15 protein-coding genes, 1 pseudogene and 1 riboswitch are annotated in these 13,244 nt (G+C 66.4%); of the genes and pseudogenes, 8 read left to right on the plus strand and 8 right to left on the minus strand.

Annotation, left to right across the window (positions count from 1 at the left end; all coding sequences use genetic code 11):
* The first annotated feature begins 20 nt into the window (after nucleotides 1-20).
* On the plus strand, nucleotides 21-305 hold the full coding sequence (locus GON06_RS03295; RefSeq protein ID WP_157310853.1) for a hypothetical protein: 285 nt from the start codon (nucleotides 21-23) through the stop codon (nucleotides 303-305).
* A gap of 85 nt (nucleotides 306-390) precedes the next feature.
* Here the strand turns inward: GON06_RS03295 and GON06_RS03300 are convergent, their stop codons facing one another.
* Both GON06_RS03300 and GON06_RS03305 read right to left on the minus strand, forming a co-directional pair.
* Nucleotides 391-819: a VOC family protein gene (locus tag GON06_RS03300; protein ID WP_157310854.1), complete on the minus strand. Its 429-nt coding sequence runs from the start codon at nucleotides 817-819 to the stop codon at nucleotides 391-393.
* Between the two features lie 135 nt (nucleotides 820-954).
* Nucleotides 955-1,467 (minus strand): GNAT family N-acetyltransferase, encoded by a 513-nt coding sequence (locus GON06_RS03305; RefSeq protein WP_157310855.1) that lies wholly within the window; start codon nucleotides 1,465-1,467, stop codon nucleotides 955-957.
* A 107-nt stretch (nucleotides 1,468-1,574) separates the two neighbouring features.
* Between GON06_RS03305 and GON06_RS03310 the strand changes: the two genes are divergently transcribed.
* Entirely contained in the window at nucleotides 1,575-1,955 is a 381-nt protein-coding gene (locus GON06_RS03310) for a VOC family protein (RefSeq protein WP_157310856.1), read from the plus strand.
* Between the two features lie 43 nt (nucleotides 1,956-1,998).
* Here GON06_RS03310 and GON06_RS03315 read toward each other — a convergent pair whose 3' ends face one another.
* A complete protein-coding gene (locus tag GON06_RS03315) occupies nucleotides 1,999-2,259 on the minus strand; it encodes a DUF6458 family protein (protein ID WP_157310857.1) in 261 nt (86 codons plus the stop codon).
* Nucleotides 2,260-2,396: 137 nt separating this feature from the next.
* Nucleotides 2,397-2,541, plus strand: a riboswitch (FMN riboswitch).
* Nucleotides 2,542-2,548: 7 nt separating this feature from the next.
* Here GON06_RS03315 and GON06_RS03320 point away from each other — a divergent pair.
* A pseudogene (locus GON06_RS03320) lies at nucleotides 2,549-2,992 on the plus strand (6,7-dimethyl-8-ribityllumazine synthase); the annotation flags it as partial.
* A gap of 111 nt (nucleotides 2,993-3,103) precedes the next feature.
* Here GON06_RS03320 and GON06_RS03325 read toward each other — a convergent pair.
* Nucleotides 3,104-4,045, minus strand: a complete 942-nt coding sequence (locus tag GON06_RS03325; protein WP_157310859.1) for a LysR family transcriptional regulator — start codon at nucleotides 4,043-4,045, stop codon at nucleotides 3,104-3,106.
* Nucleotides 4,046-4,164: 119 nt separating this feature from the next.
* On the opposite strand from GON06_RS03325, the gene GON06_RS03330 reads away from it, so the two are divergent.
* The 4 genes from GON06_RS03330 to GON06_RS03345 all read left to right on the plus strand — a co-directional run bounded on the left by GON06_RS03330 (nucleotide 4,165) and on the right by GON06_RS03345 (nucleotide 7,793).
* Nucleotides 4,165-5,157 carry a DUF1852 domain-containing protein gene (locus GON06_RS03330; protein ID WP_157310860.1) on the plus strand — a complete coding sequence of 331 codons (993 nt, stop codon included), beginning with the start codon at nucleotides 4,165-4,167 and terminating at the stop codon, nucleotides 5,155-5,157.
* A 20-nt stretch (nucleotides 5,158-5,177) separates the two neighbouring features.
* Nucleotides 5,178-6,206, plus strand: a complete 1,029-nt coding sequence (locus GON06_RS03335) for a methionine synthase (protein ID WP_157310861.1) — start codon at nucleotides 5,178-5,180, stop codon at nucleotides 6,204-6,206.
* A complete protein-coding gene (locus GON06_RS03340; protein ID WP_157310862.1) occupies nucleotides 6,203-6,757 on the plus strand; it encodes a flavin reductase family protein in 555 nt (184 codons plus the stop codon). The genes GON06_RS03335 and GON06_RS03340 overlap by 4 nt, the downstream gene beginning before the upstream one ends.
* Nucleotides 6,758-6,959: 202 nt before the next feature.
* Nucleotides 6,960-7,793: an alpha/beta fold hydrolase gene (locus GON06_RS03345; RefSeq protein ID WP_157310863.1), complete on the plus strand. Its 834-nt coding sequence runs from the start codon at nucleotides 6,960-6,962 to the stop codon at nucleotides 7,791-7,793.
* A 57-nt stretch (nucleotides 7,794-7,850) separates the two neighbouring features.
* On the opposite strand, the gene nrdF is transcribed toward GON06_RS03345, so the two are convergent.
* The 4 genes from nrdF to nrdH are packed head-to-tail and all read right to left on the minus strand — an operon-like array spanning nucleotide 7,851 to nucleotide 11,691.
* Complete coding sequence (gene nrdF / locus GON06_RS03350) at nucleotides 7,851-8,831, minus strand: class 1b ribonucleoside-diphosphate reductase subunit beta (RefSeq protein WP_157310864.1); 981 nt, start codon at nucleotides 8,829-8,831, stop codon at nucleotides 7,851-7,853.
* A gap of 40 nt (nucleotides 8,832-8,871) precedes the next feature.
* The gene (gene nrdE, locus GON06_RS03355; protein ID WP_157310865.1) at nucleotides 8,872-11,031 is read right to left on the minus strand and encodes a class 1b ribonucleoside-diphosphate reductase subunit alpha; all 2,160 of its coding nucleotides are present in this window, start codon (nucleotides 11,029-11,031) and stop codon (nucleotides 8,872-8,874) included.
* A complete protein-coding gene (gene nrdI / locus GON06_RS03360) occupies nucleotides 11,013-11,453 on the minus strand; it encodes a class Ib ribonucleoside-diphosphate reductase assembly flavoprotein NrdI (RefSeq protein WP_157310866.1) in 441 nt (146 codons plus the stop codon). The genes nrdE and nrdI overlap by 19 nt, the downstream gene beginning before the upstream one ends.
* 4 nt (nucleotides 11,454-11,457) lie before the next feature.
* Entirely contained in the window at nucleotides 11,458-11,691 is a 234-nt protein-coding gene (gene nrdH, locus GON06_RS03365; protein ID WP_116243155.1) for a glutaredoxin-like protein NrdH, read from the minus strand.
* A 376-nt stretch (nucleotides 11,692-12,067) separates the two neighbouring features.
* Here nrdH and GON06_RS03370 point away from each other — a divergent pair, with 376 nt between their 5' ends.
* Nucleotides 12,068-13,234: an MFS transporter gene (locus tag GON06_RS03370; RefSeq protein WP_157310867.1), complete on the plus strand. Its 1,167-nt coding sequence runs from the start codon at nucleotides 12,068-12,070 to the stop codon at nucleotides 13,232-13,234.
* The last annotated feature ends 10 nt before the right edge of the window (nucleotides 13,235-13,244 follow it).

Consider the following 13,244-nt stretch of genomic DNA (forward strand, 5'->3'; position numbering starts at 1 on the left):
CGTGCAGTAGCGTCGAGATCATGGACGACGGCATCGAGATCGGCGCGCTCGCGCTGAACGTCAGCATCCCGCATGAGCTGCGCTGGGAGGACGAGCGCCGCGGCGAGCGCTTCGAGCTGCAGTCGATCACCGTGCGGCTGCTGCCGGACGGGTCTCTGGCGGCGAAGGCGTACGGAAGGCCGGTCGCCGGCGGCCGGGGCGCCTACGTGTCGTTCGCCGTGCGGCACTCCCCCGAGGTCGACGCGCTGATCACCGGTGCGGCGAGTGCCGCCGGTGCGCGCTGGGCCGCGCATCGGGGACTCTAGGAGCCCATCGGTCACGTCGGTCGGCCCGACGAGGGTCCTTCATCCCGCCCTGTCGCGCCGGGGCCGCGGCACGACCGACCATGACTCAACCTGCGGATGCCACGCGCATCGCCTCGGTGAGTTCGCGCATCTCCGGAGACGGCTCGCCGATCGCCATGATGTTGTCCTCGCTGTCGCTGAACCACGCGCTGCGGAGTCCCCCGAGATCGGCGATCCCGTCGACGGTCTTCAGGCCCGGCAGATCGTAGTCATGGAACTCGACGCCACGTTCACGCAGCGCGGCCACGTCGCGATCGAGATCGTCGGACACGAAGTTGAACGCGGTGTTCTGGGCGGTCCCGGCATAGGCTGTCGCGTAGACCAGCACCATGGTGCCGCCGACGGCGTAGAACAGATTGGTCGATTCCGCATCGGCGTAGACCGGGTCGCGACCCAGTACGTCGTGCCACCAGCGCCTGGCGCGGTCGATGTCCTTCGCCGGGAGCACGGCGGTGGCCATGAGGTTCTCGAACATGATGATCCCCGATCCGGGGCCTCTGGATCCGCACGCCGGCCCAGCGCGACGCGCCACGGCGACTCGGGCACACGGACGGCGCCCCTCGCGGCGAGTCTATTCCCGCGCCTGTCGGTGCGTAATGAGGGGATCACCCTAGGTCGATTCCGCACCGACCAGCTCGAGCACCCACTCGTTGAAGGTCAGCTCGGCGCCGCGGAACTCATCCGTCTTCGTGCCCATCAGCTCGAAGCCGCCGTGCCGGCAGACCCCGTTCGACGCGACGTTGTCCACGGAGGGGTACGCCGTCAGGTACCGCGCGCCGCCGCGGTGCGCGCGCGCATCCTCGATCAGCAGCTCGATCGCCCGGGAGGACACACCGCGCCCCTGCGCCTCGGGAAGCACGAACCACCCGGCCTCACGGACCGGCTGGTCGCGCCACTCGGCACCCCAGTGCGCGATCGAGCCGAGCGGATGCCCCTGGTCGTCGACGATCACGAAGGTTCTCGCCGTGCCCTCCTGCCACAGGCGAAGGTATTTGGCGTGCCGATCGATCACCTGCTGCTCGGTCTCGGGCCCGTTCAGATGCGCCGTCATCTCCGGGGTGTTCGCCGCCTGCAGCAGACAGAGGTCGCCTGCCGACCAGGGCCGGAGTCGTAGAGAGTCCATGCCCGCCAGCATCCTCTCGGCCTCCGACATCCGCTGTCGGATGTCGGAGGCCGTCCTTAGTGTGGAACCGGCGGGAGACGGACTGCCGCCGCGGAGGAGCGTGCGACATGGACTGGAAGATCGAGCTGATCCACGTGCCGGTGACCGATGTGGACCGGGCGAAGGAGTTCTACGTGAAGATCGGCTTCAACCCCGATCACGACCACCAGGTGAACGACGAGCTGCGCTTCGTGCAGATGACCCCGCCCGGATCGGCCTGCTCGATCGCGTTCGGCACCGGACTGGGCAGTGGCCTCGAGCCGGGACAGCAGAACAGCATCCAGGTGGTCGTGCCCGACGCCGACGAGGCTCTCGCCCACCTGCGCGGCCTCGGGGTCGAAGCCTCTGGCGTGGACGAGCAGCCCTGGGGCCGGTTCGTCACCTTCGACGACCCCGACGGCAACACCTGGACCCTGCAGCAGATCCCGGACTACAGCGCCCAAGCGTGACTTGTGAGGACGGATGCCGCGGCGTCCGTCCTCACCGCCTCTGTCACGGCAGTTCGTCGTTGCTGGCGCGCGTCGAACGATGGGTGACGGGTTCGCCGGTGCTCGCATCCGTGCTGGTGCGCGTGATCGTGTCTGTGCGGCGGCGACGCATCAGCATCACGATGCCGATGATGAAGACGACTGCGCCCGCGCCCATCAGGATGTAGCCGACCAGATCGAGGTCGATCCAGTCGACCTGCACGTTCAGCGCGTAGACGAGGATCGCGCCGATGACGAACAGCACGATGCCGGTTCCGATGCTCATGGTGGTGTCCTCCGTTTCCGCGGGCGGCTGCCGCGTCCTGTCAGACTCCCGCGCCGTTCCACCGATCAGTAGGGGCTTGACAGGCGTGTATTCCCGCCCCAGCCGTCTCTGAAGCAGCCATCCCGGTGGTAGCGTCGACCTGTCCTCAGGGCGGGGTGAGAGTCCCCACCGGCGGTGTCGCGGCCAGTCCGCGCGAGCCCGCGAACGGTCCCCATGGTGGGGACCGTTGATCCGGTGCGAATCCGGAGCCGACGGTCACAGTCCGGATGAGAGAGGACAGAAGGAGCAGTCCACCATGCCCAGAATCGCCATCGTCGCCGCGCAGTGGCACGCCGAGATCGTCGAACAGGCGGTCTCCGCCTTTCTCGAACGACTGACCGAGCTCGGCTTCGACGAGGTCGACGTGCACAGGGTCCCCGGCGCGTTCGAGATCCCGCTGCACACCAAGCGCCTCGCTGAGACCGGTCGTTACGACGCCATCGCGACGAGTGCGCTCGTGGTCGACGGCGGCATCTACCGCCACGACTTCGTCGCCGCGACCGTCGTGGACGCGTTCATGCGGGTGCAGCTCGACACAGACGTGCCGGTGTTCTCCGCGGTGCTCACGCCGCACCAGTTCCACGAGCACGCCGAACACCGCGAGTACTTCACGCGTCACTTCGCCGTGAAGGGCCGCGAGCTCGCCGACGCCGTGTCGGCCACAGTCACGAGCCTCGCCGCGATCTCCCGCTGACCGGAAGGGAGCGGACGCTGCGTGCGCAGCATCCGCCCCCTCTCGTCTCACCGCTCGTGCTTTCCCCGGCACCAGCGATCGGCGTCCCTGCCGGGCGGCCGAGCGCACCGATCAGCCGAGCACCTCCACGCCGAAACCGGCGACGACGGCTCGCACCTCATCGAGATAGCGCTGCGCCAGCTCCGTGAGCGGGATCGCCGCATGCCCGATCCAACCGATCTCGATGCGTTCGTCGACGTCGAGCGGGATGGCGACGATCTCCGGATCGAGCTCGTCGCTGATGATGCCCGTCGAGATCGTGTAGCCGCCGACCCCGATCATGAGGTTGAAGATGGTCGCACGGTCGGCGACGCGGATCTCCTGCTTGCTCGACAGGGTGGAGAGGATCTCCTCGGCGAAGTAGAACGAGTTGTTCGCCCCCTGATCGAATGTGAGCCGCGGCAGATCCTCGAGATCGGCGAGTGTGACGCGCGCCTGAGCGGACAGCGGGTTGTTCCGGGCGATGAAGATGTGCGGGCTGGCGAGGAAGAGGGGGTGGAACGCCATTCCCGCGTCCCGGAGCAGCTTGTCGATCACTCTGCGGTTGAAGTCGTTCCGGTAGAGGATGCCGACCTCACTGCGGAGAGTCCGGACGTCCTCGATGATGTCCCAGGTGCGCGTCTCTCGCAGCGAGAACTCGTACTGGGCCGCTTCCGTGGCCTTGACCATCCGGACGAGGGCGTCCACGGCGAAGGAGTAGTGCTGCGCCGACACCCCGAGCAGGCGCCGTGACGGTGGCCTGCCGAGGTAGCGCTGCTCGAGGAGTTCCACCTGTTCGACGACCTGTCGTGCGTACCCGAGGAACTCCGCACCGTCGTCGGTGAGCGTGATCCCACGGGCGGAGCGGACGAGGAGGGGACGGCCCACTCGGGCCTCGAGATCCTTCATCGCCGCCGACATGGTCGGTTGAGCGACGTAGAGCACGTCGGCGGCGCCCGAGATCGACCCCTCGGCCGCGACCTCGATGAAGTACCGCAACTGTTGCAGGGTCAGACCACTCGATGCGTTAGGCATAGGAAGACACTATATGAATGCATAGCCAGTACGAGTTACCCGATATCTGACGTGCTCCTGCACGATGGAGGCACTGCTTCCAGAGGCCGATCGCGGCCCCTCACACCGGATTGGCCATCATGGCGGACGACTTCACCTTCAGCATCACCACCACCCGCTTCGACGAGGACTACAGCCCGTCGGAGAACTCCCGGATCACCACGAACTTCGCCAACCTGGCCCGAGGAGAGAATCGTCAGCAGAACCTCCGCAACACGCTCACGATGATCAACAACCGGTTCAACGACCTCGCGCACTGGGACAACCCGAACCAGGACCGCTACGAGGTCGAGCTCGAGATCATCTCAGCGCAGCTGAGCTTCGCGGCGGAAGGCGCGGATCGGCAGTTCCCGCTCATCGAGGTCCTCGACACCCACGTCGTCGACCGGCACACCGGCATCCGCCACCACGGTATCGTGGGCAACAACTTCTCGTCCTTCGTGCGGGACTTCGACTTCAGCGTGGTGCTGCCGGCGGCCGGCGTCGGCCCGACCGGCCCCGCCGTCCCCGCCGATTTCGGCGACCTGCACGGGAAACTGTTCCAGCACTTCCTCGACTCGGCCGCCTACCAGGAGCGCTTCCCGCAGTTGCCGGTGATCTGCATCAGCGTCTCGACGAGCAAGACCTACCGCCGCACGGGAAACCATCACCCGGTGCTCGGCGACGAGTACGTGCAGGACGCCTCCTCACTGACCGATGAGTACTTCGGGAAGATGGGCCTGCAGGCGCGGTACTTCATGCCGCGCGGCAGCGTGGCGCCGCTCGCGTTCTACTTCCGTGGCGATCTGCTGGGCGACTACTCGAACCTGCAGCTCATCAGCACGATCAGCACGATGGAGACGTTCCAGAAGATCTATCGCCCGGAGATCTACAACGCGAACTCGGCCGCCGCATCGGTCTACCGGCCGAGCCTGGAATCGCAGGACTACTCACGGACCCAGATCGCGTACGACCGCGTCGAGCGCAGTCAGCTCGCGATCACGCAGGGCAAGTACACCGAGGAGCACTTCATCAAGCCCCACCGAAGCGTCCTGGAGCACTGGGCCGCCAAGCGCCCCGCTCGAGTCGCATGACCACCGGAGGATCTTCGATCATGCAGACGCTCCTGCCCACATCGATCGTCGGCAGCCTGCCGAAGCCGTCGTGGCTCGCGCAGCCCGAGACCCTGTGGTCCCCGTGGAAGCTCGAGGGAGACGAACTGCTCGAGGGCAAGCGGGATGCGCTGCGCATCGCCGTCCAGGAGCAGACCCGCAACGGCATCGACATCATCAGCGACGGGGAGCAGACCCGCCAGCACTTCGTCACGACGTTCATCGAGCATCTCAGCGGGGTCGATTTCGAACGACGTGAGACCGTGCGCATCCGCGATCGCTACGACGCGAGCGTGCCGACCGTGGTCGGCGCCGTGCGACGCGAGCAGCCGGTGTTCGTCGATGACGCGAAGCTGCTGCGCGCGACCACCGATCGCCCGATCAAGTGGGCCCTGCCCGGGCCGATGACGATGGTCGACACCCTCTACGACGCCCACTACCAGAGCCGCGAGAAGCTGGCATGGGAGTTCGCGACGATCCTCAACCAGGAGGCGAGAGAGCTCGAGGCGGCCGGCGTGGACATCATCCAGTTCGACGAGCCCGCGTTCAACGTCTTCTTCGACGAGGTGCAGGACTGGGGCATTGCGGCGCTGGAGCGTGCGACAGAGGGACTGCGCGCGGAGACCGCCGTGCACATCTGCTACGGCTACGGGATCAAGGCGAACAACGACTGGAAGGCGACCCTCGGGTCGCAGTGGCGGCAGTACGAGGAGACGTTCCCGTTGCTGCAGCAGTCGGGCATCGACATCGTCTCGCTGGAATGCCAGCACTCCCACGTCCCGATCGAGCTCATCGAGCTCCTCCGCGGCAAGAAGGTCATGCTCGGCGCCATCGACGTGGCGAGCGAGACGATCGAGACCCCGGAGGAGGTCGCCGACACCCTCCGCCGCGCGCTCGAGTTCGTCGATGCGGACAAGCTCGTCCCCAGCACGAACTGCGGCATGGCGCCGTTCCCCCGGAACGTCGCATCCGCGAAGTTGACCGCGCTCAGCGCCGGCACGAACCTCGTTCGTGAGGAGCTGGCCCGTTGAGCGCCGTCGCGCAGATCGAGACGCGGGAGCATGGCTTCTCGGCCTCGCTGTCACCGGGCGAGCTCAAAGCGCTCTTCCGCGGGCACCCAGGGGGTGTCGCCGTCATCACGGCGGACGCCGGCGACGGACCCGTCGCGCTGACGGCGACGTCGGTGTCATCCGTGAGCGCCGACCCGCCGCTGCTGATCTTCTCGATCTCGGCGCTGTCGTCGGCATCCGACGTGCTCGCGCGTGCCGAGACCGTCGTCGTGCACCTTCTCGACGCCCACGACCTCGGGGTGGCGGAGCTCGGCGCGAGCAGCGGCGTCGATCGCTTCGCCGAGACGCACCGCTGGTCGCGCCTGATCACCGGGGAGCCGGTCTATCACGACGTGCGCGCCTGGGTGCGCTGCGCAGTCGTCAATCGCATGGACACCGGAACGGCCACGGTGTTCGCCGCGCACGCGCTGCAGTCGCACATCGAGCGTGACGTCGAACCCGGAGTGCCCGGTGACGCGCTGGTCTACCACAACCGCACCTGGCACCGCTTGGGCGAGCACTCCCGCATCTGACGCTGAAGCGCCGCCGTGAACCGCTCTCGATGAGCGGTCGCGGGGGCCGTCGTGGACGCGCTCATGCTGGTGCAACTCGACACGGACGTGCCGGCCACAGTCACGAGCCTCTCGGCGATCTCCCCCTGACCGCAGCGGCGGTGCCTGCATGCACGATACCGCCGCTCCGGTCGGTGTCCGTGCTTGCTGCGAGGATGCCGGGATGAGCACCACTGGCGATGCGAACGACGTGTTCCACTGGCGGGGACGAGAGGTCTTCTGGGAGCGCATGGGCGAGGGGCCGTCTCTCATCGTCCTGCACGGGACCCCCTGGTCCTCGGCGCTGTGGCGCCCGTATGCTGCCGCGCTCGCGCAGCGATTCACGGTGTACCTCTGGGACATGCCCGGATACGGACGATCGTCGAAGGCCGCGGAGCACCCGGTGGATCTGGGGGTCCAGGGCGAGCTGTTCGCCGATCTGCTGCGGCATTGGGGGCTCGACAGGCCGCATGTGGTCGCGCATGACTTCGGCGGTGCCGTCGCCCTTCGAACCCGGCTGCTGCACGGCGCGGAGTACCGCTCGCTGTGCCTGGTGGATGTCGTCGCGCTGTCGCCGTGGGGATCGCCGTTCTTCACGCTCGTGAAGGAGAACGCGGATGTGTTCGCTCAGCTGCCGCCCGACATCCACCGGGCGGCGGTGGAGGCGTATGTGCGCGGCGCGAGCAATCGCGAACTGCGCGCCGACGAGCTGCGGATGCTCACGACCCCGTGGCTCGACCCCTCAGGCCAGCAGGCGTTCTACCGGCAGATCGCGCAGGCCGACGAACAGTTCACGCAGGAGGTCGAGCCTCGCTACGGCGAGATCACCGAGCCGGTGCACATCGTCTGGGGAACGGAGGACACCTGGATCCCGGTGGACAGGGCTCATCGTCTGCGGTCCGCGATCCCGCACGCCTCGCTGGCGCTGATCGATGGCGCCGGCCATCTCGTCCAGCTCGACCAACCCGTCGCTCTCGCGGCGGAACTCAGCGGTTGGCTCGCCCGCGCGTCACACTGACGCGAAGGAGGGGCGGATGCCGCAGCATCCGCCCCTCACATGTGTCACGCCGCAGACTCAGAAGTCCCAGTCGTCGTCCTCGGTGGCCTCGGCCTTGCCGATGACGTACGACGAGCCCGAACCGCTGAAGAAGTCGTGGTTCTCGTCGGCGTTCGGCGACAGAGCCGAGAGGATCGCCGGGTTCACGTTCGTGACGGTGGACGGGAACATCGCCTCATAGCCGAGGTTCATCAGCGCCTTGTTGGCGTTGTAGTGCAGGAACTTCTTGACGTCCTCGGTCAGTCCGACGCCGTCGTAGAGGTCCTGCGTGTACTGCACCTCGTTGTCGTAGAGCTCGTACAGCAGCGAGAAGGTGTAGTCCTTCAGCTCGTCGCGACGCTCCTGGGTCTCCTGCTCGAGGCCCTTCTGGTACTTGTACCCGATGTAGTAGCCGTGCACGGCCTCGTCGCGGATGATGAGGCGGATCAGGTCGGCCGTGTTCGTCAGCTTCGCCTTCGACGACCAGTAGATCGGCAGGTAGAAGCCGGAGTAGAACAGGAACGACTCCAGCAGCGTGGAGGCGACCTTGCGCTTCAGCGGGTCGTCACCGCGGTAGTAGTCCAGGATGATCTGCGCCTTCTTCTGCAGATTCTGGTTCTCGGTCGACCAGCGGAACGCCTCGTCGATCTCCTTGGTCGACGCGAGCGTCGAGAAGATCGAGGAGTAGCTCTTGGCGTGCACCGACTCCATGAAGGCGATGTTGGTGTACACCGCCTCCTCGTGCGGGGTGATCGCGTCCGGGATCAGCGAGACGGCGCCGACGGTGCCCTGAATCGTGTCGAGCAGCGTGAGACCGGTGAACACGCGCATCGTGAGCAGCTGCTCATCGGCGGTCAGCGTGTTCCACGACTGGACGTCGTTCGACAGCGGCACCTTCTCGGGCAGCCAGAAGTTGCCGGTGAGACGGTTCCACACCTCGAGGTCCTTGTCGTCCTCGATGCGGTTCCAGTTGATCGCGTCGACGTGACTGACCAGCTGAAGCTTCGGAGAGGGGGTCATTCTTGTTCCTTAATCCTGGGTCCCTGAGCCTGTCGAAGGGTCACAGCATGCAGCTGACGCACTCGGTCATGTCGGTGCCCTCGAGTGCCATCTGGCGCAGCCGGATGTAGTAGATCGTCTTGATGCCCTTGCGCCAGGCGTAGATCTGAGCCTTGTTGATGTCGCGCGTGGTGGCGGTGTCCTTGAAGAACAGCGTCAGCGACAGGCCCTGGTCGACGTGCTGGGTGGCGGCCGCGTAGGTGTCGATGACCTTCTCGTAGCCGATCTCGTACGCGTCCTGGTAGTACTCCAGGTTGTCGTTCGTCATGAACGGCGCCGGGTAGTACACGCGGCCGAGCTTGCCCTCCTTGCGGATCTCGATCTTCGAGGCGATCGGGTGGATCGACGAGGTCGAGTTGTTGATGTAGGAGATCGAGCCGGTCGGCGGCACCGCCTGCAGGTTCTGGTTGTAGATGCCGTGCTTCTGGATCGAGTCCTTCAGCGCCGCCCAGTCCTCCTGCGTGGGGATGTGCTTGCCGGCGAACAGCTCCTTGACCTTCTCGGTCGCGGGCACCCACGCCTGGTCGATGTACTTGTCGAAGAACTCGCCCGATGCGTAGGTCGAGTCCTCGAAGCCGTCGAAGGCGACGCCGCGCTCGATCGCGAGCTCGTTCGAGGCCCGCAGCGCGTGGAACAGCACCGTGTAGAAGTAGATGTTGGTGAAGTCCAGGCCCTCTTCCGAGCCGTAGAACACGCGCTCGCGGGCGAGGTAGCCGTGCAGGTTCATCTGCCCGAGGCCGATCGCGTGCGAGCGATCGTTGCCGTCCTCGATCGAGCGCACCGAGCCGATGTGGCTCTGGTTGCTGACCGCGGTGAGCGCCCGGATGGCCGTCTCGACGGTCTTGCCCAGGTCGTCGGCGTCCATCGCCAGCGCGATGTTCATCGAGCCGAGGTTGCAGGAGATGTCCTTGCCGATCTGCTCGTACGAGAGGTCCTCGTTGTAGGTGGTCGGCGTGTTCACCTGCAGGATCTCGCTGCACAGGTTGGACATGTTGATCCGGCCCTTGATCGGGTTGGCCTTGTTCACCGTGTCCTCGAACATGATGTACGGGTAGCCCGACTCGAACTGGATCTCGGCGAGGGTCTGGAAGAACTCGCGCGCGTTGATCTTCGTCTTCTTGATGCGCGGGTCGTCGACCATCTCGCGGTACTTCTCGGTGACCGAGATGTCGCCGAAGGGCACGCCGTAGACGCGCTCGACGTCGTACGGCGAGAAGAGGTACATGTCCTCGCCGTTCTTGGCCAGCTCGAACGTGATGTCCGGCACGACGACGCCCAGCGACAGGGTCTTGATGCGGATCTTCTCGTCGGCGTTCTCGCGCTTCGTGTCGAGGAACCGCATGATGTCGGGGTGGTGCGCGTTGAGGTAGACGGCACCGGCGCCCTGACGCGCGCCGAGCTGGTTGGCGTAGCTGAAGCTGTCTTCGAGCAGCTTCATGACGGGGATGATGCCCGAGGACTGGTTCTCGATCTGCTTGATCGGCGCACCCGACTCGCGGATGTTGCTGAGCAGCAGCGCCACGCCGCCGCCGCGCTTCGAGAGTTGCAGGGCGGAGTTGATGCCGCGGGCGATCGACTCCATGTTGTCCTCGATGCGCAGCAGGAAGCAGCTGACGAGCTCGCCGCGCTGCGCCTTGCCCGCGTTGAGGAACGTCGGGGTGGCCGGCTGGAACCGGCCGGAGATGATCTCGTCGACCAGCGAGGTCGCGAGCTTCTCGTCGCCGTCGGCGAGCGCGAGGGCGGTCATCACGACGCGGTCCTCGAAGCGCTCCAGGTAGCGCTTGCCGTCGAAGGTCTTCAGCGTGTAGCTGGTGTAGTACTTGAACGCACCGAGGAAGGTCTCGAAGCGGAACTTCTTGCCGTAGGCGAACTCGTTGAGCTTCGTGATGAAGTCGAACGAGTACTTCTCGATGACAGCGGGCTCGTAGTACTCCTTCTCGACCAGGTAGTCCAGGCGCTCCTTCAGGGAGTGGAAGAACACCGTGTTCTGGTTCACGTGCTGCAGGAAGTACTCCCGCGCCGCGCGCTTGTCGGCGTCGAACTGGATCTTTCCGTTCGCGTCGTAGAGATTCAGCATCGCGTTGAGGGCGTGATAGTCGAGCCCCTCGTATGCCGGGTTCGCCTTGAACGCCACCGTCTCCGTCACTGTGCTGTCCACCATCGTTCCAATCCGTCGCTCACGCGATCGACGTCATCCTGCGTGCCGAAGAGTTCGAACCGGTACAAGTGCGGCACGCGGCACTTCCGGCTGATGATCTCGCCCGCGAGGCAGAACGCCTCGCCGAAATTCGTGTTGCCCGCGGAGATCACTCCCCGGATCAGGCTGCGGTTGCGCTCGTCGTTGAGGAACCGGATGACCTGCTTCGGGACGGCCCCCTTCTCCTCGCCGCTCCCCTGCCCGCCCCCGTAGGTGGGGGTGACCAGGACGAACGGCTCGTCGATGACGAGAGGCTCGTCCTGGCGGTGCAGCGGGATGCGGCGGGCGGGGAGGCCCAGCTTGTCGATGAAGCGGGCGGTGTTCCCCGAGACGCTCGAGAAGTAGACCAGGAGCGGCGCGGCGGTAGCGACGGCGCTCACGGTCATCACCTCATGCCAGCCGGGAGGCCAGTTCGTCGATCTTGTCGGGACGGAAGCCCGACCAGTGGTCCTCGTCGGTGACGACGACCGGAGCCTGCAGGTAGCCAAGGGCCTTGACCTGCTCGAGCGCGTCGGCGTCCTCGGAGAGGTCGTGGATCTCGTACTCGATGCCCTTGGCGTCGAGCGCCCGATAGGTGGCGTTGCACTGCACGCACGAAGGCTTGGTGTAGACGGTGATCGACATCTCTTCCCCTCAAATCCTTGTCTTCCCGGACAGACCCCCCGCCGGGACTTCAATACTACATATAGGGACGGACATTGGATGCGACCACAAGGGGTAGTAGTTACATCTCTGTAGTTTTCCACCGTTCTCCACGGCTTCAGCACAGGTTCTCCACGCATCCATCCACAGTTCAGAGGCCCTCGCCGACCCCAGCGAACCGCGAGATCTCGCGGGTCTCCGAGGGCGGATCGGAATCCGTCCACAGCCCGCACGCTACGCCGGGTCACCGACATCCGATTTTCTGTGGAGAGGGCGCCCCGGCGTGTCGCGGCGTGTCGGATATCGTTGGCTGGTGGCGGGATATCGGGACCTTCTTCGCACGCCTGGCGTGGGGCGCATGATCGCTGCCCAGCTCACCGCGCGCTTCCCCAACGGCATGGCCTCGCTGGCCATCCTGCTGCACGTCGAGCAGCAGACCGGATCGTACGGCGCGGCGGGCCTGGTCCTCGCCGCGACGTCGGTCGGACAAGCGGTGGCGGGACCCGTCACCAGCCGCTGGATGGGCGCCTGGGGCATGCGGCGCGTGCTCACCCTCACGGCCGCGGTGTGCGTCGCCGCGGTGCTCTGCCTGGCCCTGCTGCCGCTGACGCTCCCCGGGTACATGGCCTTCGGCCTCGTCGCCGGCCTGTCCACCCCGCCGGTCCAGTCGGCGGTGCGCACCATCTATCCCAAGCTCGTCAACTCCTCGCAGCTGACGCCGCTGTTCTCGCTGGATGCCTCGCTGCAGGAGATCATCTGGATCCTCGCCCCCGTGGTGATCACCCTGGTCTCCACGCAGGTCGGCACCACCCAGGGTCTGCTGCTGGTCGCCGCGTTCCTCGTCGTCGGGTGCGGATGGTTCATCGCCTCCCCCGAGGTCGGCCGGGTCCGCATCCCGCGCAGCCGCCGCGCCTTCGGACGCGTCGTGCTCAAGCCGCCGGTGCTGCTGGCGACGACGATCGGTTTCCTGCTGATCGGCGCGTGCTCCGCAGTGGAGGTCGGCGTCGTCGCGACGTTCGAGCACGGCAGTCTCGAGGCTGGCCTGGTCCTGGCCGTGTTCTCGATCGGCAGCCTGATCGGGGGCCTGTCGTTCGGTCACATCCCCATCGGCCCCTGGGCGATGGCCCGCCGCCTCGTCATCGTCGCCGTCGGCCTGTCCCTGACCATGGTCATGCTGAACGCGTTCTGGCTCGGCGGAACCCTGCTCATCGCGGGGATCGGCATCGCGCCGGCCCTCGCCGTCCTGTTCGCGATCACCACCGCGAGCGTGAAGTTCTCCGAGACTGCCGAAGCGTTCGGCTGGGCCGGGACGGGGCAGTTGATCGGCGCGGCCGCCGGATCCGCCGTCGCCGGATTCCTCGTCGACAGCACCGGCGGGGCGCAGGGCGCCTACCTCGCAGCTACCCTGTTCGCGGTCTGCGGCGTCATCGTCTCGGTGGTGTTCGTCAGAGCCTTCCCCGACCTGCGGCACCGAGACCCCAGCCCCTACCCCGACACCGAGACGCTGACGATCCCGACGGTGTGAACCGGGCCGA

The organism is Microbacterium sp. MAH-37, assembly GCF_009758255.1.
GTDB lineage: Bacteria > Actinomycetota > Actinomycetes > Actinomycetales > Microbacteriaceae > Microbacterium.